We start from the raw sequence: 18810 nt of genomic DNA on the forward strand, positions 1-18810 counted from the left end.
GGAACCGTCCGCCGTTGATGTGATAGTCGGCCCAGCCATATCGACGGTTCAACGACAATCGCCTCCGGTTCCATCATATCGCCTATGGCAGATTCCGCTGGAATCTGCTTTTTCTTGAACAACTTTTCTTAGACAATTTTTCTTGGGCAATTGCACTGGAAGCGGGGGCTGCCGTGTATCGCTGGTGTACCGACGAAGTCGAACCGCATGACCGCTTCGACTATTGGCGCGAGGTCCGCTCCAAAGGCCTGTTCGGGGTCACAGCCGAGCTCGAACGCGAACGGCGCGGCGACTTCTACGGCGAATTCTCGCTGCGCCAGCTCGGCGGCGCCGGCTTCGTCGAGCTGAAGGCCTCGCACTATACGGTCGAGCGCAGCACCTCCGACATTGCCTACGCGCCCGGCGACAGCATCTGCGTCTACCAGCAGCTCGGCACCGGCGGCTGGTTCGGCGGCATGCGCACTGGCGATTTCGCGATCGCCAATGGCAGCTTCGCCACCAGCCATACCGACCAGCCCTATCGCACTGCGCCGCTCGGTGCAGGCGGCTTCCACCTGCGGATCCTGAAAATCCCCGCGAGCGCCCTCTCGACGCAGGACAAGCGCATGCGCGAGCTTGTGCCCCGGCGGTTCGACGATCCGGGCCTGACGCCCCTGCTCGATGCTTGCTTCGCCGACCTCGGCGAGGCCGCCGCGGGCGACGACGGCGCCACCGCTACGACCTCACTCGTCCAGGACTCCCTCGTTCAGGCGCTCGGCCACCTGGCGCTGATCGGACGCGGCATCGTGCGACCCGGCAGCCGGCTCGGCCAGGCGGCGCTGCGAACCGCGCGTCACTCGCAAGCACGGCGGCTGATCGCGCGCCACCTGCAAGACCCCGATCTGGCACCGGCGATGGTGGCCGCCCTGCTCGGCGTGTCCGTGCGTCACCTGCATATGTTGTTCGAATCCGCGGCAAAGAGCTTCTCGCAGACCGTGACCGACGAGCGCCTGAAACAGAGCCGCCGCCTGATGCGCGAGGCGCCGAACCGGCTGATCGCCGACATCGCGACCTCCTGCGGATTCGAGAGCCTGGCGACCTACTATCGGGTCTTCAACGCCGCCTACGGGATGGCCCCCGGCGATTTCCGCGCCCAGGGGGCGGAACGTCATTAGCCGCCTGCCTGGGGCTTCCGGATAGTCAAAGGCCGAGGGGAAAATCCCAGTCGCGCCCGCTATTTGGGCGAAAAGCTCAGGTTTTTTAGGGTCTTCCCGCGCCCGCTCCATTGACTTTGGCCGATTCCCGCCTATGTTCCGGAGCGACGCGGCTCAGATCGAAGACCGATTCTTGAGCCTTGCGCTTGGTTCGCGTGAGTCAGCACCCCCAGCTTCTTTGAGAAGCGCGCCGTTTCGGGGTGGAACGCGACAGCCTTATTACCCTCGATTCCGAACGGCGGTTTCGACCAGAGGCTCAATGTCCTTTTCAAATCTCGGACTATCCGAAAAAGTCCTCGCCGCAGTGGCGGCCACAGGTTACACCACCCCCACCCCCATCCAGGAACAGGCGATCCCCCACGTCCTCGCACGCAAGGACGTGCTTGGCATCGCCCAGACCGGCACCGGCAAGACCGCGGCCTTCGTGCTGCCGATGCTCACCATTCTCGAAAAGGGCCGAGCCCGGGCGCGCATGCCGCGCACGCTGATCCTCGAGCCGACCCGCGAGCTCGCAGCGCAGGTGAAGGAAAACTTCGACCGCTACGGGGCCGGCCAGAAGCTCAACGTCGCCCTCCTGATCGGCGGCGTCTCGTTCGGCGACCAGGATGCCAAGCTGACGCGCGGCGTCGACGTCCTGATCGCAACCCCCGGCCGCCTGCTTGACCATACCGAGCGCGGCGGTCTGCTGCTCACCGGCGTCGAGCTGCTCGTCATCGACGAAGCCGACCGCATGCTGGACATGGGCTTCATTCCCGACATCGAGCGCGTCTGCAAGCTCGTCCCGTTCACGCGGCAGACCCTGTTCTTCACGGCGACCATGCCGCCGGAGATCCGGCGCATCACCGAGACCTTCCTGCACAATCCGCAGAAGGTCGAAGTGTCCAAGCCCGCCACCACCGCCGTGACCGTCACGCAGTGTCAGGTCCCCGCCGGGCGCGAGGCGCATGAAAAGCGCGAGCTGCTGCGACGCCTGCTGCGCGAGGCCAAGGATCTCCAGAACGCGATCATCTTCTGCAATCGCAAGCGTGAAGTCGCCGTCGTACACAAATCGCTGCAGAAGCACGGTTTCAGCGTCGGCGCCCTGCACGGCGACATGGATCAGTCGGCCCGCACGGCGGCGCTCGAACAGTTCCGCAAGGGCGAGCTGCCGCTGCTGGTGGCCTCTGACGTCGCCGCCCGCGGCCTCGACATCCCCGAGGTCAGCCACGTCTTCAATTTCGACGTTCCCCACCATCCCGACGATTACGTCCATCGCGTCGGCCGTACCGGCCGCGCCGGCCGCACCGGCACCGCGATCTCGCTCGTGACACCGCTCGACCAGAAGTCGATGGTCGCGATCGAGAAGCTGATCGGCCAGACCATTCCGCGCGCCGAGGGCGATTACGAAGTGAGCGCCGACAGCGCCGAGCAGAGCGAGCGTCCGCGCGAGCAGCGTGGCCGCGAACGTTCGCGCGGCGGACGCGGCAAGCCGCAACGCGGCCGCGGCGACCGTGAACGCAGCCACGAGCCGCGCGAGGCGCGTGGCGAGGCAAGACACGCTTCTGAGCCGAGGCCTGCGGCAGAAGCGCGGCCCGCCCCCGAGGCGAGGCCTGCACGCGAAGCAAGGCCTCCGCGTGAAGCCCGGGCGCCGTCCGAGCCGCGTCACAACTCGCGCCCGCAAGCCAATACGGCGCATGTGCCCTCGATCGGGCGTCCCGAGCCGCGCCGCCAGCGCGACGCCGACAGCGAGCCGGGCGATCATTCGCATCTTCCGGCGTTCCTGCTCCGGCCGGTGCGCTCCCCCGCCGGCGCCTGAACGACGATACACCGGGAGTCGCGGTTGAACACGATCGCCGCGACACTGTCTGATGCATTGAAGTCCGTATATTTACTGGCCGTTCACAAACACCCGTTAGCCTACGAACATAATTTAAGCATTGCAGCGACCGGCCGCGCACCGATCGCCGTGGGGAATGTTCCGTGGTCAAGGTGCTCGACGAACACGAACGCACGCTGGCGTTTGCCGAAGTGGCGCTCGGTCAGATCCGGTCGCTTCGGCAAACCGCGATCCCTCGCAATTACGAGATCTGGTACGTCTACGCCACCGGCTATAACGCTCCGCTCAACAAGATCATCAACGAGACGCTGGCGCGCCACGGCAAGCTGACCGAAGGCGATCTCGAGCAGATCTACGAGACCTATCTTTCCCACATCAAGACCACCGACCGCATCGACAAGGTGGGTGCGCGCGTCATCGGCGAGATCGACGACGTGATGAAGGTCTTGAGCGAAGCGCTCGGGATGACCGGCTCCTACGATGCCAGCCTGTCGGGCGCGACCGAAAAACTCTCATCGGCCAAGAGCCGCGAACAGATCACCTCGATCGTCGAGACGCTGCTGCGTTCGACCACGGAGATGCGCGAGACCAACAAGGCGCTCGAAGACCGGCTCACGCTGTCGAAGAACGAGATCAGCAATCTCCAGCAGAGCCTCGAAGCGATCCGCGCCGAGAGCCTGACCGATCCGCTCACGGGGCTCGGCAACCGCAAATATTTCGATCGCATGATCGGCATGGCCGTGCAGAGCGCGCTTGCCTCGGGCGAACCGCTGTCACTGCTGCTGTTCGACATCGACCACTTCAAGTCGTTCAACGATTCCTACGGCCATCTCACCGGCGACCAGGTGCTGCGGCTCGTCGGCCTGTCGCTGAAGCAGACCATCAAGGGCCAGGACATCACCGCGCGCTACGGCGGCGAGGAATTCGCGGTGGTGCTTCCCAACACCGCGTTGCGCCAGGCCCTGACGGTGGCCGATCACATCCGCCGCGCGGTGATGGCGAAGGAATTGAAGAAGAAGTCGACCGGCGAGATCCTCGGTCGCGTCACCATCTCCGTCGGCGTCTCGATGCTCAAGCAGGGCGACGACACCGACGCGCTGATCGAGCGCGCGGATGCCTGCCTCTACGCCGCCAAGCGCAACGGCCGCAACCGCGTGATCTGCGAAGCCGATCCGGAATTCGCCGTCGAGACCCACAGCCGGGTGGCGTGACGCCGACGCGGCGCGCGCTTGACATTCCAACCTCATGAACGACATCGTCCTCGCCGTCTCACCGCGAGCATCCAGAGGCCTCGTCGTCGTGCCCAACCCTCATGACTTTCACACCCCGCAACCGTCCTACACCAGGGACGAGCTGCTGAGATCGAGCGAGGGCGGCTATTTCGGCCCAGGCAATGCGCAATTGCCGGCACCGCCCATGCTGATGATGGACCGCATCACCGAGATCAGCGTGGACGGCGGCGAATTCGGCAAGGGCCACATTGTCGGCGAGCTCGATATCACGCCTTGCCACTGGTTCTTCGATTGCCACTTTCGCGGTGACCCGATCATGCCGGGAAGCCTCGGCCTCGATGCGATGTGGCAGATGATCGGCTACTGGCTCGGCTGGTCGGGCTCACCTGGCAAAGGCCGCGCCATCGGCGTCGGCGAAGTGGAGGCCACGGGATTCATCACGCCGGATACAGCATGCGTGCGCTATGAGGTCGCCATGCGCATGGTCCGGCGCGGCAAGCTGGTGCTCGGAATTGCCGATGGCCGCGTGCTTGCGGACGGCGTCTGTGTCTTCACAGCCAAGGATATGCGGGTCGGCCTGACGAAGGCCGTGGAGTGAAGTCTCGTAGGGTGATCACGCACCCTACCGCACCGCTCTCTTGGTCACTCTCTTGGCCTGACGCTTCTTGGCCGCAGGCTCCTTCGCCGCGGCCTTTTTCGCCGGCTTGCTCGCCGCTTTCTTCTTCGGCCGCTTCACCTTAGCGCGCTGGGCGGCGGCGAGCGCAGCCCTCGCCCATCTGACGAGATCCTCGGAATCGTCGAACAGGCGCGCCGGCAACTCCCAATAGGAATTGACCGTCACGGTCTTGGCCCGGGTCGAATACTGGAACGGTTTTGAGCCTTCCGCTTCAAAGTCCGGAATGGTCACCTCGTCGGCGCGGAAGAACAGGCCGGCGCGCAGGGCGAGCGCGAAGTTGATGCCGTCGGCGGAGATGCCGTAGCCGGAAAACATCTTGCGGATGGTGACGGGGCCGAAATCGGCAAACAGGTCGATCAGGAATTCACGGTCCATGGGCACCCTCGTGCCCCGGACGCAGCGCAGCGTGCCATAAGCGCGTCGACGCGCGGCTTCAACACGCTATGGCGCTGCTGAGCGGGGCCCAGCCTTTTGCACCGATGACTATAGCCTGGGTCGCGGCTCTGCGCAGCACCGCAAGGGCGCTGCAGCGCGTCCGGGGCACGAGAGTATTGAGAAGGCGCTACCCGTCGATCTTGGCCGGTCGCAGCTCGACCGACTCGCCGCAGCCGCAGGCGGAGACCTGGTTGGGGTTGTTGAAGACGAACTGGGCCTGCATCTTGTCGGCCTTGTAGTCCATCTCGGTGCCGAGCAGGAACAGCACGGCCTTTGGGTCGACCAGGATCTTGACGCCCTTGTCCTCGACGACCTCGTCGGTCGGGCGGACATCATGGGCGTATTCGACCGTGTAGGACTGGCCGGCACAGCCGCCGTTCTTGACGCCGACGCGCAGGCCCACGATCTCGGAGTCCGCGCGGCTCGTCAGCTCGCTGATGCGCTGGGCGGCGGCGTCCGTCAGCCGCATCACCTGCGGGCGCGGGCGCCGCGGCTTGGGAGTGGATGCTGGTGTCGAGCCTGACGATATCTGGGTCATGTCAATGATGTGGTCCGTTGCGGCGCGAATTCAATGCCGGGGATTCAGAGCAAGCGTTACGCGTCACCACATGTTGAGCACGAGACGGGCCTCGTCGCTCATGCGTTCCGGGGTCCAGGCCGGCTCCCAGACGACTTTGACGTCGACCACGCCGACGCCGGGAACGCTGGCAACCGCGTTCTCGACCATGGTCGGCAGTTCGCCGGCGGCCGGACAGTTCGGCGTCGTCAGCGTCATCTGAACGTCGACCGAGCGGTCGTCCTTGATCTCGACCTTGTAGATCAGGCCGAGCTCGTAGATGTCGGCCGGGATTTCCGGATCGAACACGGTCTTCAGGCCGGCGATGATCTCGGTGGTGAGACGCTCGGTTTCCTCCGGCGGCAGCGCCGAATGGGTCTCCATCGGATTGGCTTTGATGTCGGCCGTGTCACTCATGCGAACAAATCCCGCGCTTTCAGCAGCGCCTGTGCCAGATGATCGACTTCTTCCCGCGTATTATACATGCCGAACGAGGCCCGGCAGGTGGCCGTGACGTTGAACCGCTCTAAAAGCGGCATCACGCAGTGGGTGCCGGCGCGCACCGCGATGCCCTGGCGGTCGATCACGGTGGCGACGTCGTGGGCGTGGGCGCCCTTGAGCTCGAAGGAGATCACCGGGCCCTTGCCCCGCGCGGTACCGATCAGCCGCAGCGAGTTGATCTCGCGCAGCTTCTCCTGGGCGTAGGTGACCAGATCGTGCTCGTGCGCGGCGATGCTCTCCTTGCCGATCGAGTTGACATAGTCGATGGCCGCGCCAAGGCCCACCGCCTCGACGATCGCGGGCGTTCCGGCCTCGAATTTGTGTGGGGGATCGCCATAGGTGACGATGTCGCGCGAGACCTCGCGGATCATCTCGCCGCCGCCATTGAAGGGGCGCATCGCGACGAGGTGGTCGTACTTGGCCCAGAGCACGCCGATGCCGGTCGGGCCATAGACCTTGTGACCGGTGAAGACGTAGAAATCGCAGCCGATGTCCTGGACGTCGACGGGCAGATGCACCGCGGCCTGGCTGCCGTCGACCAGCACGGGGATGCCGCGGGCGTGGGCGATCTTCACGACGTCTTTGACCGGAACGATGGTGCCGAGCGCGTTCGACATCTGCGTGATCGCGACCAGCTTGGTCTTCGACGTCAGCAGCTTCTCGAACTCGTCGATGAGGAAATTGCCCTCGTCGTCGACCGGCGCCCATTTGATCACCGCACCCTGGCGTTCCCTGAGGAAATGCCATGGCACGATGTTGGAATGGTGCTCCATGATCGAGATGACGATCTCGTCGCCCTCTTTGATATTCGGCCCGCCCCAGGACGATGCGACCAGATTGATCGCCTCCGTCGCGTTGCGGGTGAAGATCACTTCCTCGGTCCGCGGTGCATTGATGAACTGCGCGACCTTGGTGCGGCCGCCCTCATAGGCTTCCGTCGCGGCATTGGCGAGGTAGTGCAGGCCGCGATGCACGTTGGCATATTCGCTGGTATAGGCCTGCGTCATGCGGTCGAGCACCGCGAGAGGCTTCTGCGCAGACGCCGCGTTGTCGAGATAAACGAGCGGCTTGCCGTAGACCTGCATGGCGAGCGCCGGAAAATCCTGGCGCACGCGCGCAACGTCATAAGCGCCGTTCTTGACTGCCGGATGCGTGCTCATTGGCGGCGCTCCAGCCAGCGCTCGGCAATGCCGATCACGTGCTCGCGCAGATCATCGTCGGCGATCTGCTCGATGGCCTCACCGACGAAGGCCTGGATCAGCAGCGCCTGGGCCTGCTTCTCGGGCAGGCCGCGCGCCTTCAGGTAGAACAGCAGGCTGTCGTCGAGCGCGCCGGCGGTGGCGCCGTGGCCGCAGGAGACGTCGTCCGCGAAGATCTCGAGCTCGGGCTTGTTGTCGGCCTCGGCTTCGTCCGAGAGCAGCAGCGCGCGAATCATCATCTTGCCGTCGGTCTTCTGCGCGTCGGGACGGACGATGATGCGGCCCTGGAACACCGAATGAGCACGATCGTCCAGCACGGCGCGGAAGACCTCGCGGCTGACGCAATTCGGCACGGCGTGGTCAACGACCAACGTGGTGTCGCCATGTTCGGTCTTCTGCAAGAGGTTCGCACCGTTGACCAGGAGCTCACTGCCCTCGCCCGCCAGCGTGATGAAGCCCTGCAGGCGGCTGACGGCTGCACCGGTCGTCATATTGAAGAAGTTCAGCTTGGTGTTCGCACCGACCGTGACGAACTGCGAGGTGATGTTCACGGCATCGGGCGCATCGTCCATCAGGCGAAGATGCGCGACGTCGGCGTTGTCTCCGATCGTCACGATGACGGCGTCGTTGACCTGGTAGGCGCTCGCACCCGCCGCGACGAAGCTCTCGATGATCGTCGCACGGGCGCCGTTCCCGACCTTCACCTGCGAACGGGTGAAAGCCGACGCGGAAGCGGCGGTCGCGATCTGCATGATCTGGATCGGCGCGGACAGCTGCGCGCCGTCCGCGATCGACAAAACGACGCCGTCGGTCGCCATCGCGGCATTCAGCGCGATCACGGCATCGGTAGTCGCGGTCTTCAGCAGGCCGGAATCCTGCTCCAGCGTCTCCCGCAACGTCTTAAAGCCCGCCTCGGCGGCGAGCGCCCTGGCGTCGGAGAGATCGGCCGCGAAGACGCCGTCGACCAGCACGAGCTTGCGGGCACCGGCAATCGCATGCGCCTTCACCGCGTCCGCGGCGCGCTTCAGCGCGGCCGCATCGGGCGCGGCTGCCAGCGGCAGCACCTCGCCGACCAGCGCGCGCAGATCGGTGTATTTCCACTCCTCGATCCGCCGATGCGGCAGGCCGAGACGCTCATAGATCTCGAACGCCTCGCGGCGGACCGCGATCACGGACGGCGAACCCGGCAGCCGGCCTTCGGCGCTGGCGAAGAGATCGCTCAGCGCGCGGTCCTGTCCGGTCTTTGCCACAGCAACGTTCATCGCAAAATTCCTTACGCGGCGTCCTCGAACTGGGCGTAGCCGGTCGCTTCCAGCTCGAGCGCCAGTTCCTTGCCGCCGCTCTTCACGACACGGCCCTTCGACATCACGTGCACGATGTCGGGGACGATGTAGTTCAGGAGCCGCTGATAGTGGGTGATGACGACCATCGCGCGCTTGGGCGAATGCAGCGCGTTGACGCCGTCGGCCGCGATGCGCAGCGCGTCGATATCGAGGCCGGAATCCATCTCGTCGAGGATGCACAGGCTCGGCTCGAACAGCGCCATCTGCAGCACCTCGTTGCGCTTCTTCTCACCGCCGGAAAAGCCGACATTGACGCCGCGCTTGAGCATGTCCTGCGGGATGTTCAGCGACTTCGAGACCTCGCGGACTTTCTTCAGGAAGTCCGGCGTCGAATATTCACTCTCGCCGCGCGCCTTGCGCTGCGCGTTCAGTGCGGTGCGCAGGAACGTCATGGTGGCAACGCCGGGAATCTCGACCGGATACTGGAACGCTAGGAACACGCCCTTGGCCGCGCGCTCTTCCGGTTTCATCTCCAGCAGGTCTTCGCCCTTGAACAGGATCTGGCCGCCGGTGACCTCATAGCCCGGCTTGCCGGCGATGACGTGGGAGAGCGTCGACTTGCCGGAGCCGTTCGGCCCCATGATGGCGTGGATTTCGCCCTCGTTCACGGTCAGCGTCAGCCCGTGGAGAATCTCGCGCTCCTCGACACGAACCTGCAGGTCTTTCACTTCAAGCAAAGCCATCTTGGTATCCAGTTTATTCAATTGATGCATGGAGCGCCGCAGCGCACCGCGAGGGTCGGAGCTAACCGACCGACCCTTCGAGCGAGATCGAGATCAGCTTCTGCGCTTCCACCGCGAATTCCATCGGCAGTTGCTGCAGCACGTCCTTGACGAAGCCGTTGACGACGAGGCCGACGGCCTCTTCCTGGCTGAGCCCGCGCTGGATGCAATAGAACAGCACGTCCTCGGAGATCTTCGAGGTCGTCGCCTCATGCTCGAACGTCGCCGAGGAGTTCTTGGCCTCGATGTAGGGCACGGTGTGCGCGCCGCATTTGTCGCCGATCAGCAGCGAGTCGCAGGCGGTGAAGTTGCGCGCGCCGGTCGCCTTGCGATGGGCAGTGACGAGGCCGCGATAGGTGTTCTGCGACTTGCCGGCGGCGATGCCCTTGGAGATGATCCGGCTCGACGTGTTCTTGCCGAGATGAATCATCTTGGTACCGGAATCGACCTGCTGATAGCCGTTCGAGATCGCGATCGAATAGAACTCGCCGCGCGAATTGTCGCCGCGCAGGATGCAGCTCGGGTACTTCCAGGTGATCGCCGACCCCGTCTCGACTTGGGTCCAGGAGATCTTGGAATTGTTGCCGCGACAGTCGCCACGCTTGGTGACGAAATTGTAGATGCCGCCCTTGCCTTCCGAATTGCCGGGATACCAGTTCTGCACCGTCGAATATTTGATCTCGGCATCGTCGTGGGCGACGAGCTCGACCACGGCGGCGTGCAGCTGGTTCTCGTCGCGCTGCGGCGCGGTGCAGCCTTCGAGATAGGAGACGTAGGAGCCCTTGTCGGCGATGATCAGAGTGCGCTCGAACTGGCCGGTGTTGCGCTCGTTGATGCGGAAATAGGTCGACAGCTCCATCGGGCAGCGCACGCCCGGCGGCACGTAGACGAACGAGCCGTCGGAAAACACCGCCGAGTTCAGCGTCGCGTAGAAATTGTCCGAGGTCGGAACAACGGAGCCCAGATACTTCTGCACCAGCTCGGGATGCTCGCGGATCGCCTCCGAGATCGGCATGAAGATCACGCCGGCCTTCTTCAGCTCGGCCTTGAAAGTGGTCGCAACCGAGACCGAATCGAACACCGCGTCGACCGCGATCTTGCGGCGGGCCGGATCTTGCTCACCGGGCTTGGGCTCGACGCCTTCGAGCATCGCGACTTCCCGCAAGGGGATGCCGAGCTTCTCGTAGGTCTTCAGGATCTCCGGATCGATCTCGTCGAGCGAGGTGATCGTCTTCTTCGGCTTCGGCGCCGAATAGTAGTAGAGGTCCTGGAAGTCGATCTTGGGATAGTCGACGCGGGCCCAGGTCGGCTCGGTCATGGTCAGCCAGCGCCGATACGCCTCGAGCCGCCACTGGAGCATCCAGGCGGGTTCGTTCTTCTTCTCGGAGATGAACTTGACGGTTTCTTCCGACAGCCCCTTGGGGGCCTTGTCGGACTCGATCAGGGTCTCAAACCCATAACGATACTGATCGACGTCGATGCGCTTCACGCGATCGACCGTCTCTTGCACGGCTGGCATTCTATCCTCCGCTCGCGGTTTCAAGGACCGCGGTGGATCAAACTCTGACGAGTATTACGATGTCTTTTGGCAGAAAGCACGTGCTTAGAACCGTTCAAGCCGTGTTTCATCGCTTAGGCTCTAAGTAGGGTATTACCGAGCTTTCGCCAAGCCTCTAACGTCCTGTTGATGTCATCGGGGTCCGTGGACCAGCCCAGACTGAGACGCACCGCTCCCTGGGCCACGGCGGCATCATACCCCATCGCCGACAGCACGCGGGACGGCTGCACCTTGCCCGAGGAACAGGCTGAACCGGAGGACACGGCCACGCCTTCGAGGTCGAAACCGATCACCGCGGTCTCGGCCTTGAGGCCCGGTGCTGTAAAGAGAACGGTATTTGGCAACCGCCCAACATCTTCTGCGAAGACCGTCGCGCCCGCAACCTCGTGCAGGCCATTCTCCAAGCGATTTCTGAGGATTGCTATCCGCTCCGCATCCTCCGGCAGAGCCTGAAGCGCGGCCTTCACGGCCGCCCCGAAGCCGGCGATGCCCGCCACATTCTCGGTTCCCGCACGGCGGTTCTGCTCCTGCCCGCCGCCCCGCAGCACCGGTTCGAGCTCGGCAACTCCCTCGGCCACGACCAGCGCGCCGACGCCCTTGGGGCCGCCGATCTTGTGCGCAGAAAAGGTCGCAAGGTCTGCTCCCACTGCATTGATATCGAACGGAATTTTCCCCAGCGCCTGGATCGCATCGACATGCAGAAGGCCACCGGCCTCGCGAACGATCTGGCTGGCCTCCCTGACCGGCTGGATCGCCCCCGTCTCGTTGTTGGCCGCCATGATCGAAACCAGTGCCGGCGGACCGTCTCCGAGCCGCGCCCTGAGATGGTCGGGGTCGATCACGCCGGAGCGTGTGACCCGGATCTGGCCGATCCTGTCGGCCGGGAACCGGCCGCCCGCCAGCACCGAGGCATGCTCGATGGCCGAGACCAGCAGCCGCTCGACGGGACCGCCGGATCGCCCCCGCAAGCCGGGCGACAGCGCCAGCGCATTAGCCTCCGTTCCGGCGGAGGTGAAGACAACGTTGCGCGGCAACGCCCCCACCGCCGCGGCAAGCGTGGCGCGGGCGTCCTCGACCAGCCGCCGCGCCTCCCGCCCCTCGGCATGGACCGAGGAGGGATTGCCGATCAGGTCGTACGCGGCGAGCATCGCAGCCCGTGCCTCGACGCGAAGCGGCGTGGTCGCATTCCAGTCGAGATAAACGCGCCTTGACATGAAAGTAATATATTACCTTAGAGGCGAGAGCTGCTTCGCCTATTTCGATGCCCGACATGGGCTGCTGCTGGCCACTTGGCAACCGTGATTCCGGTCCGCGCCGCGCCATGACATGCCGGTGACACGCTAACATCTTGACCCCATTGCGGGATGTTCAAGATGCTTGCTTTTTGACCCACGCCTCATGTTAGAACGCGCGCGTCAGTTCACCGCGCGCCGCTCGCGCATCATCCGAGGGCGCCGCTCCACCCTTCCATTCGCGGCTTGGTCGGCACAGCAGCCGATGAAGTCCGTGCAATCGGTTGGTTGTTGAGGACCGCCTTCAAGGGATCAAGAGATCATCCATGCCTGAAGTTATTTTCACTGGCCCCGCTGGCCGCCTCGAAGGCCGCTATCACCCGGCCAAGCAGAAGAACGCGCCGATCGCGATGGTCCTGCATCCGCATCCGCAATTTCACGGCACGATGAATCATCAGATCATCTACCAGTGCTACTACGCGTTCGCGCATCGCGGCTTCTCGGTGCTGCGCTTCAACTTCCGCGGCGTTGGCCGCAGCCAGGGCTCGTTCGACCACGGCACCGGCGAATTGTCGGATGCGGCGGCCGCGCTCGACTGGGCGCAGACCATCAATCCCGAAGCGCGCGCCTGCTGGGTCGCCGGCTTCTCCTTCGGCGCCTGGATCGGCATGCAGCTCCTGATGCGCCGCCCCGAGGTCGAAGGCTTCATCTCGATCGCGCCGCCGGCCAATCTCTATGACTTCTCGTTCCTTGCGCCCTGCCCGTCCTCGGGCCTGATCGTGCATGGCGAGAAGGACGCGGTGGTGCCGCCCAAGGACGTCAACACGCTGGTCGAGAAGCTGAAGACGCAGAAGGGCATCGTGATCGACCAGCAGATCATCCCCGGCGCCAACCACTTCTTCGACGCCAAGCTCGAGCCGCTGATGGAAACCATCACGGCGTATCTCGACATGCGTCTGGCGAACGTGCGCTGAGACACTTGTAGCCCGGACGGTGTCCGCTCCATCCGGGCATCTGCTCAAGCCGCGAGCTTGAGCAGATGCGCGTCGTGGCGCACGAGAAACGCGCGGAGCAACTCAGGATAATTCGAGTCGACCGCCGCGCGCACGCTTGGGCGTTTTGCTAGCTCTGCTCGCCACGCTCTAACCTTCGGCACATCATTGAAGATGCCGTGCTTGGTCAACTCATCGAACAGATCGAAATAGCGGAACACCGGCGCGAACACGGCATCGACCAGGCTGAACGCCTCGCCCGCAAAGTACGGTCCCTCGCCAAGCGCAGCTTCGACACGCGCGAATTTCGCCGCGAGCGCGTGCCGCTTGCTCTCGAATGTCGCCGGATCCGTCGTGGTCTCCAGGCCCCAGAGGTCGCCGAGGATCGCCGAACCGAACTCCATCCAGGCGCGGTGCTCGGCACGCTTCAACGCATCGACCGGATGCAGCTTCGCACAGGCTTGCGTCTCCTCGATGTACTCGCAGATCACGTTGCTCTCGAACAGCGCGACCTCGCCCTTGTCGGTCGTCACCACCAGCAGCGGCACCTTACCGAGCGGCGAAAGCTTCAGGAACCAGTCGGGCTTGTTGGCGAGATCGATGTCGATCCGCTCGAACGGGACGCCCTTCCTCTTTCAGCGCGATCACGGCGCGCTGCACATAGGGGCAAAGCTTGTGGCTGATGAGCTTCAGGGAGGCGGTCATGGCAATGATCCCGGCGGTTTGATGCAATCGCACACAGGATAGATGCATTTGCATGTACTCGTCAAGATCAATGCAGTTGCATTTAATTGCCATGCCTCACGGCCGTGCGATCACCCCGCCGGTCATCGGCATCGGCACGCCCGTGGTGGCGGGATAGGACAGCGGCAGGCCTTTCAGGCCGCGCGCGGCGAGGAAGCCGAAGGCCTGGGCCTCGATCGCGTCGGAGGCCCAGCCGAGCGTCTCGGCGGCCTCGACCGTGGCTGAGCCCACCCGCTCGCGCAGCATCCGCAGCATGGTGAGGTTGCGGGCACCGCCGCCGCAGACGATCCAGCTTCGCGGCCGGCGCGGCAGCAGCGGAATGATGCGGGCGATGGCCGCCGCGGTGAAGGCGGTCAGCGTCGCGGCGCCATCGGCCGGTGCCACGTCCCCGAGCTTCAAGGCGGCGAAGTCGTTACGGTCGAGCGATTTCGGCGGCGGGCTCGCGAAGAACGGCAGCCCCAGCGCACGCGCGATCCAGGCTTCATCGGCCTTGCCGAGCGCTGCGAACTTGCCTTCGGCGTCGAACGCCTGGTTCATGGTGCGGTACATGAAATCGTCGAGCAGCGCGTTGCCGGGCCCGGTGTCGCAGGCGATCAGCGTGTCGTTGCCGTCGATATAGGTGATGTTGGAGACGCCGCCGATATTGACCACGACGATCGGCCCTTCGCGCTCCAGCGAGTTGGCGAGTGCGCGGTGGTAGACCGGCACGAACGGCGCGCCCTGGCCGCCGGCCTCGACGTCGGCGGCGCGGAAATCGTGCATCACGGGGATATGGATCGCTCTCGCCAGAGCCGGCGCATCGCCGATCTGCACCGTCAACCGCCGCTCGGGACGGTGCAGCACGGTCTGGCCGTGGAAGCCCACGATGTCGATGTCCTCCGGCCTCATCCGGTTCTGGGCGACGAACGCCGAGACCGCCTCGGCATGTGCCTGCGTCACCGCGCGTTCGGCCTCGGCCAGAATGCCCGGCCGGGCATCGCGTTGCGGCAGGTGCACGGCCTCGCCCAGCGCCTGGCGCAACAGGTTGCGCTCCGCCGGACTATACGGCCGGTAACCGGATGGTCCGAACGCCTTTATCTGTTTTCCGTCGGTTTCGATCAGCGCGACGTCCACCCCGTCCAGCGAGGTGCCGCTCATCAAGCCGAGTGCCGTCAACATCATCTTAAGCGAGCCTCGAAGCCCCCTGCCCGGACGCCCGACTTGTATCAAACAAGCACATCTTATAATGCCACAGCGCGCATATTTGCGGCAGCCCGGCTGGTGCCGGTTCCGCAACTTGCGGCAATGATCGTAAAATAAGAATGATCAGGTCCGCCGACAGATGACTGCATTTAAATCGGATTTCCTCAATACCCTCAGGGAACGTGGATTCATCCACCAGTGCTCCGATTTCGAGGGGCTGGACGCACTCGCCGCCAAGGGCGAGGCGATCGCCTATGTCGGCTACGATTGCACCGCCCGCTCGCTGCATATCGGCAACTACCTGACCATGATGATGCTGCACTGGCTGCAGCAATCCGGCAACAAGCCGATCACGCTGATGGGCGGCGGCACCACCATGGTCGGCGATCCCTCCGGCAAGGACGAGACGCGCGCGATGCGCACCGTCGCCGAGATCGAAGCCAACAAGGCCTCGATCCGCGGCGTGTTCGCCAAGGTGCTGACCTACGGCGACGGCAAGAGCGATGCCATCATGCTCGACAATGCCGAGTGGCTGACCAAGCTGAACTGGATCGAGATGCTGCGCGACGTCGGCCGGCACTTCTCGGTCAACCGCATGCTGACCATGGACTCCGTGCGGCTGCGCCTCGAGCGCGAGCAGGAGATGAGCTTCATCGAGTTCAACTACATGGTCTGCCAGGCCTACGACTTCGTCGAGCTCGCCAAGCGCACCGGCTGCCATTTGCAGATGGGCGGCTCGGACCAGTGGGGCAACATCATCATGGGCGTCGATCTCGGCCGCCGCATGGGCACCCACCAGCTGTTCGCGCTGACGACGCCGCTGCTGACCACGGCCTCCGGCGCCAAGATGGGCAAGACCGCGCAGGGCGCGGTGTGGCTCAACGCCGACCAGTTCTCGCCGTATGATTTCTGGCAGTACTGGCGCAACACCGAGGATGCCGACGTCGGCAGGTTCCTGAAGCTGTTCACGACGCTGCCGATGAGCGAGATCAAGAAGCTCGAAGCGCTCGGCGGCTCGGAGATCAACGAGGCCAAGAAGGTGCTCGCCACCGAAGCGACCACGCTGCTGCACGGCCGGGATGCCGCCAACGAGGCAGCCGAAACGGCTCGCCGCACCTTCGAGGAAGGCGCGCTCGCCGAGAGCCTGCCGACGGTGGAAATTCCGCGCGGCGAGCTCGACGCCGGCCTCGGCGTGCTCAACGCCTTCGTCAAGGCCGGCCTCGTCGCCTCCAACGGCGAGGCACGGCGCCAGATCAAGGGCGGCGGCCTGCGCGTCAACGACGAGCCGGTCACCGACGAGAAGATGGTGCTGTCTGCGGCCAGCCTGACGCCGGAAGGCGTGATCAAGCTGTCGTTCGGCAAGAAGAAGCACGTCCTCATCCGGCCTGCATAGGCGTATGAGCTTTTGATGCTTGTCAGGGCGCGCCGAAGCGCGCTCCCTGACGGGCAATGGACCAGAACACGCCCAGGGAAACGAGCAGGGACAACGGAGCTGCGATGCAGCAAGGCGCGGTGCGCACCGCGCTCGTCGTGCTTGCGCTGTGCTTCACGCTGGCGGTGCTCGGCCGCGGCCTCAGCGAAAGTTTCACCGTCTTCCTCAAGCCGATCTCGGAAAACTTCGGCTGGGATCGTGCGCAGGTCGTCTCGATCTACTCGCTGACCTGGCTCATCAGCGGACTGACCGCGCCGCTGGTCGGACGCCTGTTCGATCATTCCGGACCACGCATCGTCTATGCACTCGGACTGTTCCTGCTCGGGTCGGCCTTTCTGATCGCGGCGCACGCGCAATCGCTCTGGCAATTCCAGCTTTCGATCGGATTGTGCGTCGGCGTCGGCGTCGCCTTCATCGGCAACGTGCCGAACTCGATCCTGCTCGGCCGCTGGTTCGGCCCCAAGCTGCCGACCGCGATGGCGGTGGTGTACTCGGCGATGGGCGGCGGCGTGCTGGCGCTGCTGCCGGCCTCGCAGCTCCTGATCGATCATCTCGGCTGGCGCGAGACCTACCAGCTATTCGGCTTCGCCTCACTCGGCCTGCTGGTGCCGCTGCTGCTGTTGCCATGGCGGTTGTTCGCATCGGGCTCGCCGCATGTCGCCAAGAAGACCGACCCCGATTTCGTCGATCACGGCTGGACGCTGGTGAGCGCCATGCGCCACCACGCCTTCTGGGCGCTGTTCTCGACCTTCTTCTTCACCGCGGTCGGCATGTATGCGATCGCGGCGCAGATCGTCGCCTATCTGATCGATGCCGGCTTCCCGCCGCTCCAGGCCGCAACCGCCTGGGGCTTTTCCGGTGTCGTGCTGGTGTTCGGCATGCTCGGGGTCTCAGCGCTCGACGGGCTGATCGGGCGCCGGCCGTCCGTGCTGCTCAGCTACGCGATCTCGATCATCGGCATCTTCCTGCTCTGGCTGCTGCAGTATTATCCTGATGTCATCCTGCTCACCGGCTTCGTCGTCTGCTTCGGCAGCATGATGGGCTCGCGCGGGCCGCTGATCACGGCAACCGCGATGAAGATCTTTCGGGGCAAGCGCGTCGGCACCATCTTTGGCACCATCTCGATCGGCAGCGGCCTCGGCTCGGCGTTCGGCTCCTGGAGCGGCGGCCTGATCCATGACGCGACCCATGGCTACAACGCGCTGCTCGCCTTCGCACTTGCGAGCGTGGTGCTCGGGATGATTCCGTTCCTCATCGTGCCGGCCTTGCGGCGCTAGGTCTCCCGGAAGTAACCTGCGCGCAGTGGCGTCACCGGACAATTACGGACAGACGCGCTGCGAACAGACGCAAAAAATGCGGACCACGCCCGGCTGAAAACGCAGCCTGCGGTGTTTTGTCCGACATGACAAAAATGTCAGCGCGAATCGAGCTTGGGCGGCTTGCGGGGTGCAACTGAATGCGGTCCAAGTCGCAACCATTGGATGGAGGGCACAAACCAATGAACTTTCCCTATCTCGTTCGCTTTCAACCGGTTCTCTTGAGCCTGTTTCGCTTCATCACCGGCCTGCTGCTGTTTCAGTACGGCGTCGCCAAGCTGTTCAAGTTTCCGGTGCTCCCCTACTTCGCGAACATCCCGCCGCTGATCTACACGGCCGGCACGATCGAGCTCGTGCTTGGCGCGCTGCTGATGATCGGCCTGTTCACCCGTCTCGCGGCTTTCATTCTCTCGGGCGAGATGGCCTTCGCCTACTTCATGGGCCACATGCTCAAGGGCGACACGCCGGTGTTCCTGCCGCTGCTCAATGGCGGCACCGCGGCGATCCTGTTCTGCTTCGCCTGCCTCTACCTCTCGGCAGCCGGCGGCGGTTCGGTCAGCGCCGATGCGGCGATGGGCAAGGACTAGCGGGTCGACCGGCGACGCATTGCGCGATGCTCACGCGCGCGCAATTAACGCACAAGCAACGGATGGCATCGGCAGCCTTGATCGGCAGCCTTGA

17 protein-coding genes and 1 pseudogene are annotated in these 18810 nt (G+C 64.4%); 8 read left to right on the forward strand and 10 right to left on the reverse strand.

What is annotated here, in order from left to right; genetic code table 11:
• Nucleotides 1-173: 173 nt before the first annotated feature.
• The 4 genes from F8237_RS00070 (at nt 174) to fabA (ending at nt 4839) form a co-directional block, all read left to right on the forward strand.
• On the forward strand, nt 174-1154 hold the full coding sequence (locus F8237_RS00070) for a helix-turn-helix transcriptional regulator (RefSeq protein ID WP_151641826.1): 981 nt from the start codon (nt 174-176) through the stop codon (nt 1152-1154).
• Nucleotides 1155-1452: 298 nt separating this feature from the next.
• A complete protein-coding gene (locus tag F8237_RS00075; RefSeq protein ID WP_151641827.1) occupies nt 1453-2988 on the forward strand; it encodes a DEAD/DEAH box helicase in 1536 nt (511 codons plus the stop codon).
• A gap of 164 nt (nt 2989-3152) precedes the next feature.
• Complete coding sequence (locus F8237_RS00080) at nt 3153-4220, forward strand: GGDEF domain-containing protein (protein WP_151641828.1); 1068 nt, start codon at nt 3153-3155, stop codon at nt 4218-4220.
• A gap of 88 nt (nt 4221-4308) precedes the next feature.
• Entirely contained in the window at nt 4309-4839 is a 531-nt protein-coding gene (gene fabA, locus F8237_RS00085; RefSeq protein WP_151650411.1) for a bifunctional 3-hydroxydecanoyl-ACP dehydratase/trans-2-decenoyl-ACP isomerase, read from the forward strand.
• A 24-nt stretch (nt 4840-4863) separates the two neighbouring features.
• Here the strand turns inward: fabA and F8237_RS00090 are convergent, their stop codons facing one another.
• From F8237_RS00090 to F8237_RS00125, 8 genes are all read right to left on the reverse strand, one after another.
• Nucleotides 4864-5292 (reverse strand): TfoX/Sxy family protein, encoded by a 429-nt coding sequence (locus F8237_RS00090; protein ID WP_151641829.1) that lies wholly within the window; start codon nt 5290-5292, stop codon nt 4864-4866.
• 187 nt (nt 5293-5479) lie between these two features.
• Nucleotides 5480-5890, reverse strand: coding sequence for a HesB/IscA family protein (locus F8237_RS00095; protein ID WP_143844933.1), 411 nt, complete (start codon nt 5888-5890; stop codon nt 5480-5482).
• A gap of 63 nt (nt 5891-5953) precedes the next feature.
• Nucleotides 5954-6325, reverse strand: coding sequence for an SUF system Fe-S cluster assembly protein (locus F8237_RS00100; protein ID WP_151641830.1), 372 nt, complete (start codon nt 6323-6325; stop codon nt 5954-5956).
• Complete coding sequence (locus tag F8237_RS00105) at nt 6322-7569, reverse strand: cysteine desulfurase (RefSeq protein WP_151641831.1); 1248 nt, start codon at nt 7567-7569, stop codon at nt 6322-6324. Before F8237_RS00105 ends, F8237_RS00100 begins: the two co-directional genes overlap by 4 nt.
• The gene (gene sufD, locus F8237_RS00110) at nt 7566-8870 is read right to left on the reverse strand and encodes a Fe-S cluster assembly protein SufD (protein WP_151641832.1); all 1305 of its coding nucleotides are present in this window, start codon (nt 8868-8870) and stop codon (nt 7566-7568) included. Before sufD ends, F8237_RS00105 begins: the two co-directional genes overlap by 4 nt.
• An 11-nt stretch (nt 8871-8881) precedes the next feature.
• A complete protein-coding gene (gene sufC / locus F8237_RS00115) occupies nt 8882-9634 on the reverse strand; it encodes a Fe-S cluster assembly ATPase SufC (RefSeq protein WP_162005814.1) in 753 nt (250 codons plus the stop codon).
• A 61-nt stretch (nt 9635-9695) separates the two neighbouring features.
• Nucleotides 9696-11192, reverse strand: coding sequence for a Fe-S cluster assembly protein SufB (gene sufB / locus F8237_RS00120; RefSeq protein ID WP_151641834.1), 1497 nt, complete (start codon nt 11190-11192; stop codon nt 9696-9698).
• A 113-nt stretch (nt 11193-11305) separates the two neighbouring features.
• Nucleotides 11306-12445: a cysteine desulfurase family protein gene (locus F8237_RS00125; RefSeq protein ID WP_151641835.1), complete on the reverse strand. Its 1140-nt coding sequence runs from the start codon at nt 12443-12445 to the stop codon at nt 11306-11308.
• A 344-nt stretch (nt 12446-12789) separates the two neighbouring features.
• Here F8237_RS00125 and F8237_RS00130 point away from each other — a divergent pair, with 344 nt between their 5' ends.
• Nucleotides 12790-13437, forward strand: coding sequence for an alpha/beta hydrolase (locus tag F8237_RS00130; protein WP_015686431.1), 648 nt, complete (start codon nt 12790-12792; stop codon nt 13435-13437).
• A 44-nt stretch (nt 13438-13481) separates the two neighbouring features.
• Here the strand turns inward: F8237_RS00130 and F8237_RS00135 are convergent.
• Together F8237_RS00135 and F8237_RS00140 are read right to left on the reverse strand one after the other, a co-directional pair.
• Nucleotides 13482-14160, reverse strand: a pseudogene (locus tag F8237_RS00135) (glutathione S-transferase family protein).
• 96 nt (nt 14161-14256) lie between these two features.
• Entirely contained in the window at nt 14257-15360 is a 1104-nt protein-coding gene (locus F8237_RS00140) for an anhydro-N-acetylmuramic acid kinase (RefSeq protein WP_151641836.1), read from the reverse strand.
• 160 nt (nt 15361-15520) lie between these two features.
• On the opposite strand from F8237_RS00140, the gene tyrS reads away from it, so the two are divergent.
• From tyrS to F8237_RS00155, 3 genes are all read left to right on the forward strand, one after another.
• Entirely contained in the window at nt 15521-16774 is a 1254-nt protein-coding gene (gene tyrS, locus F8237_RS00145) for a tyrosine--tRNA ligase (RefSeq protein ID WP_151641837.1), read from the forward strand.
• 56 nt (nt 16775-16830) lie between these two features.
• Nucleotides 16831-18090 (forward strand): MFS transporter, encoded by a 1260-nt coding sequence (locus tag F8237_RS00150; RefSeq protein ID WP_151641838.1) that lies wholly within the window; start codon nt 16831-16833, stop codon nt 18088-18090.
• 221 nt (nt 18091-18311) lie between these two features.
• Nucleotides 18312-18716, forward strand: coding sequence for a DoxX family protein (locus F8237_RS00155; RefSeq protein WP_151641839.1), 405 nt, complete (start codon nt 18312-18314; stop codon nt 18714-18716).
• The last annotated feature ends 94 nt before the right edge of the window (nt 18717-18810 follow it).

It is taken from the genome of Bradyrhizobium betae (assembly GCF_008932115.1).
In the GTDB taxonomy this organism is placed as follows: domain Bacteria; phylum Pseudomonadota; class Alphaproteobacteria; order Rhizobiales; family Xanthobacteraceae; genus Bradyrhizobium; species Bradyrhizobium betae.

Bases quoted from the DNA above. Each gene is read 5' to 3' on its own strand.
- F8237_RS00100 (WP_151641830.1), bottom strand. From the start codon at position 6,325: ATGAGTGACACGGCCGACATCAAAGCCAATCCGATGGAGACCCATTCG.
- F8237_RS00105 (WP_151641831.1), bottom strand. From the start codon at position 7,569: ATGAGCACGCATCCGGCAGTCAAGAACGGCGCTTATGACGTTGCGCGC.
- F8237_RS00125 (WP_151641835.1), bottom strand. From the start codon at position 12,445: ATGTCAAGGCGCGTTTATCTCGACTGGAATGCGACCACGCCGCTTCGC.
- F8237_RS00155 (WP_151641839.1), top strand. From the start codon at position 18,312: ATGAACTTTCCCTATCTCGTTCGCTTTCAACCGGTTCTCTTGAGCCTG.
- F8237_RS00095 (WP_143844933.1), bottom strand. From the start codon at position 5,890: ATGACCCAGATATCGTCAGGCTCGACACCAGCATCCACTCCCAAGCCG.
- F8237_RS00090 (WP_151641829.1), bottom strand. From the start codon at position 5,292: ATGGACCGTGAATTCCTGATCGACCTGTTTGCCGATTTCGGCCCCGTC.
- sufD (WP_151641832.1), bottom strand. From the start codon at position 8,870: ATGAACGTTGCTGTGGCAAAGACCGGACAGGACCGCGCGCTGAGCGAT.
- F8237_RS00130 (WP_015686431.1), top strand. From the start codon at position 12,790: ATGCCTGAAGTTATTTTCACTGGCCCCGCTGGCCGCCTCGAAGGCCGC.
- F8237_RS00140 (WP_151641836.1), bottom strand. From the start codon at position 15,360: ATGATGTTGACGGCACTCGGCTTGATGAGCGGCACCTCGCTGGACGGG.
- F8237_RS00150 (WP_151641838.1), top strand. From the start codon at position 16,831: ATGGACCAGAACACGCCCAGGGAAACGAGCAGGGACAACGGAGCTGCG.
- F8237_RS00075 (WP_151641827.1), top strand. From the start codon at position 1,453: ATGTCCTTTTCAAATCTCGGACTATCCGAAAAAGTCCTCGCCGCAGTG.
- tyrS (WP_151641837.1), top strand. From the start codon at position 15,521: ATGACTGCATTTAAATCGGATTTCCTCAATACCCTCAGGGAACGTGGA.
- sufC (WP_162005814.1), bottom strand. From the start codon at position 9,634: ATGGCTTTGCTTGAAGTGAAAGACCTGCAGGTTCGTGTCGAGGAGCGC.
- sufB (WP_151641834.1), bottom strand. From the start codon at position 11,192: ATGCCAGCCGTGCAAGAGACGGTCGATCGCGTGAAGCGCATCGACGTC.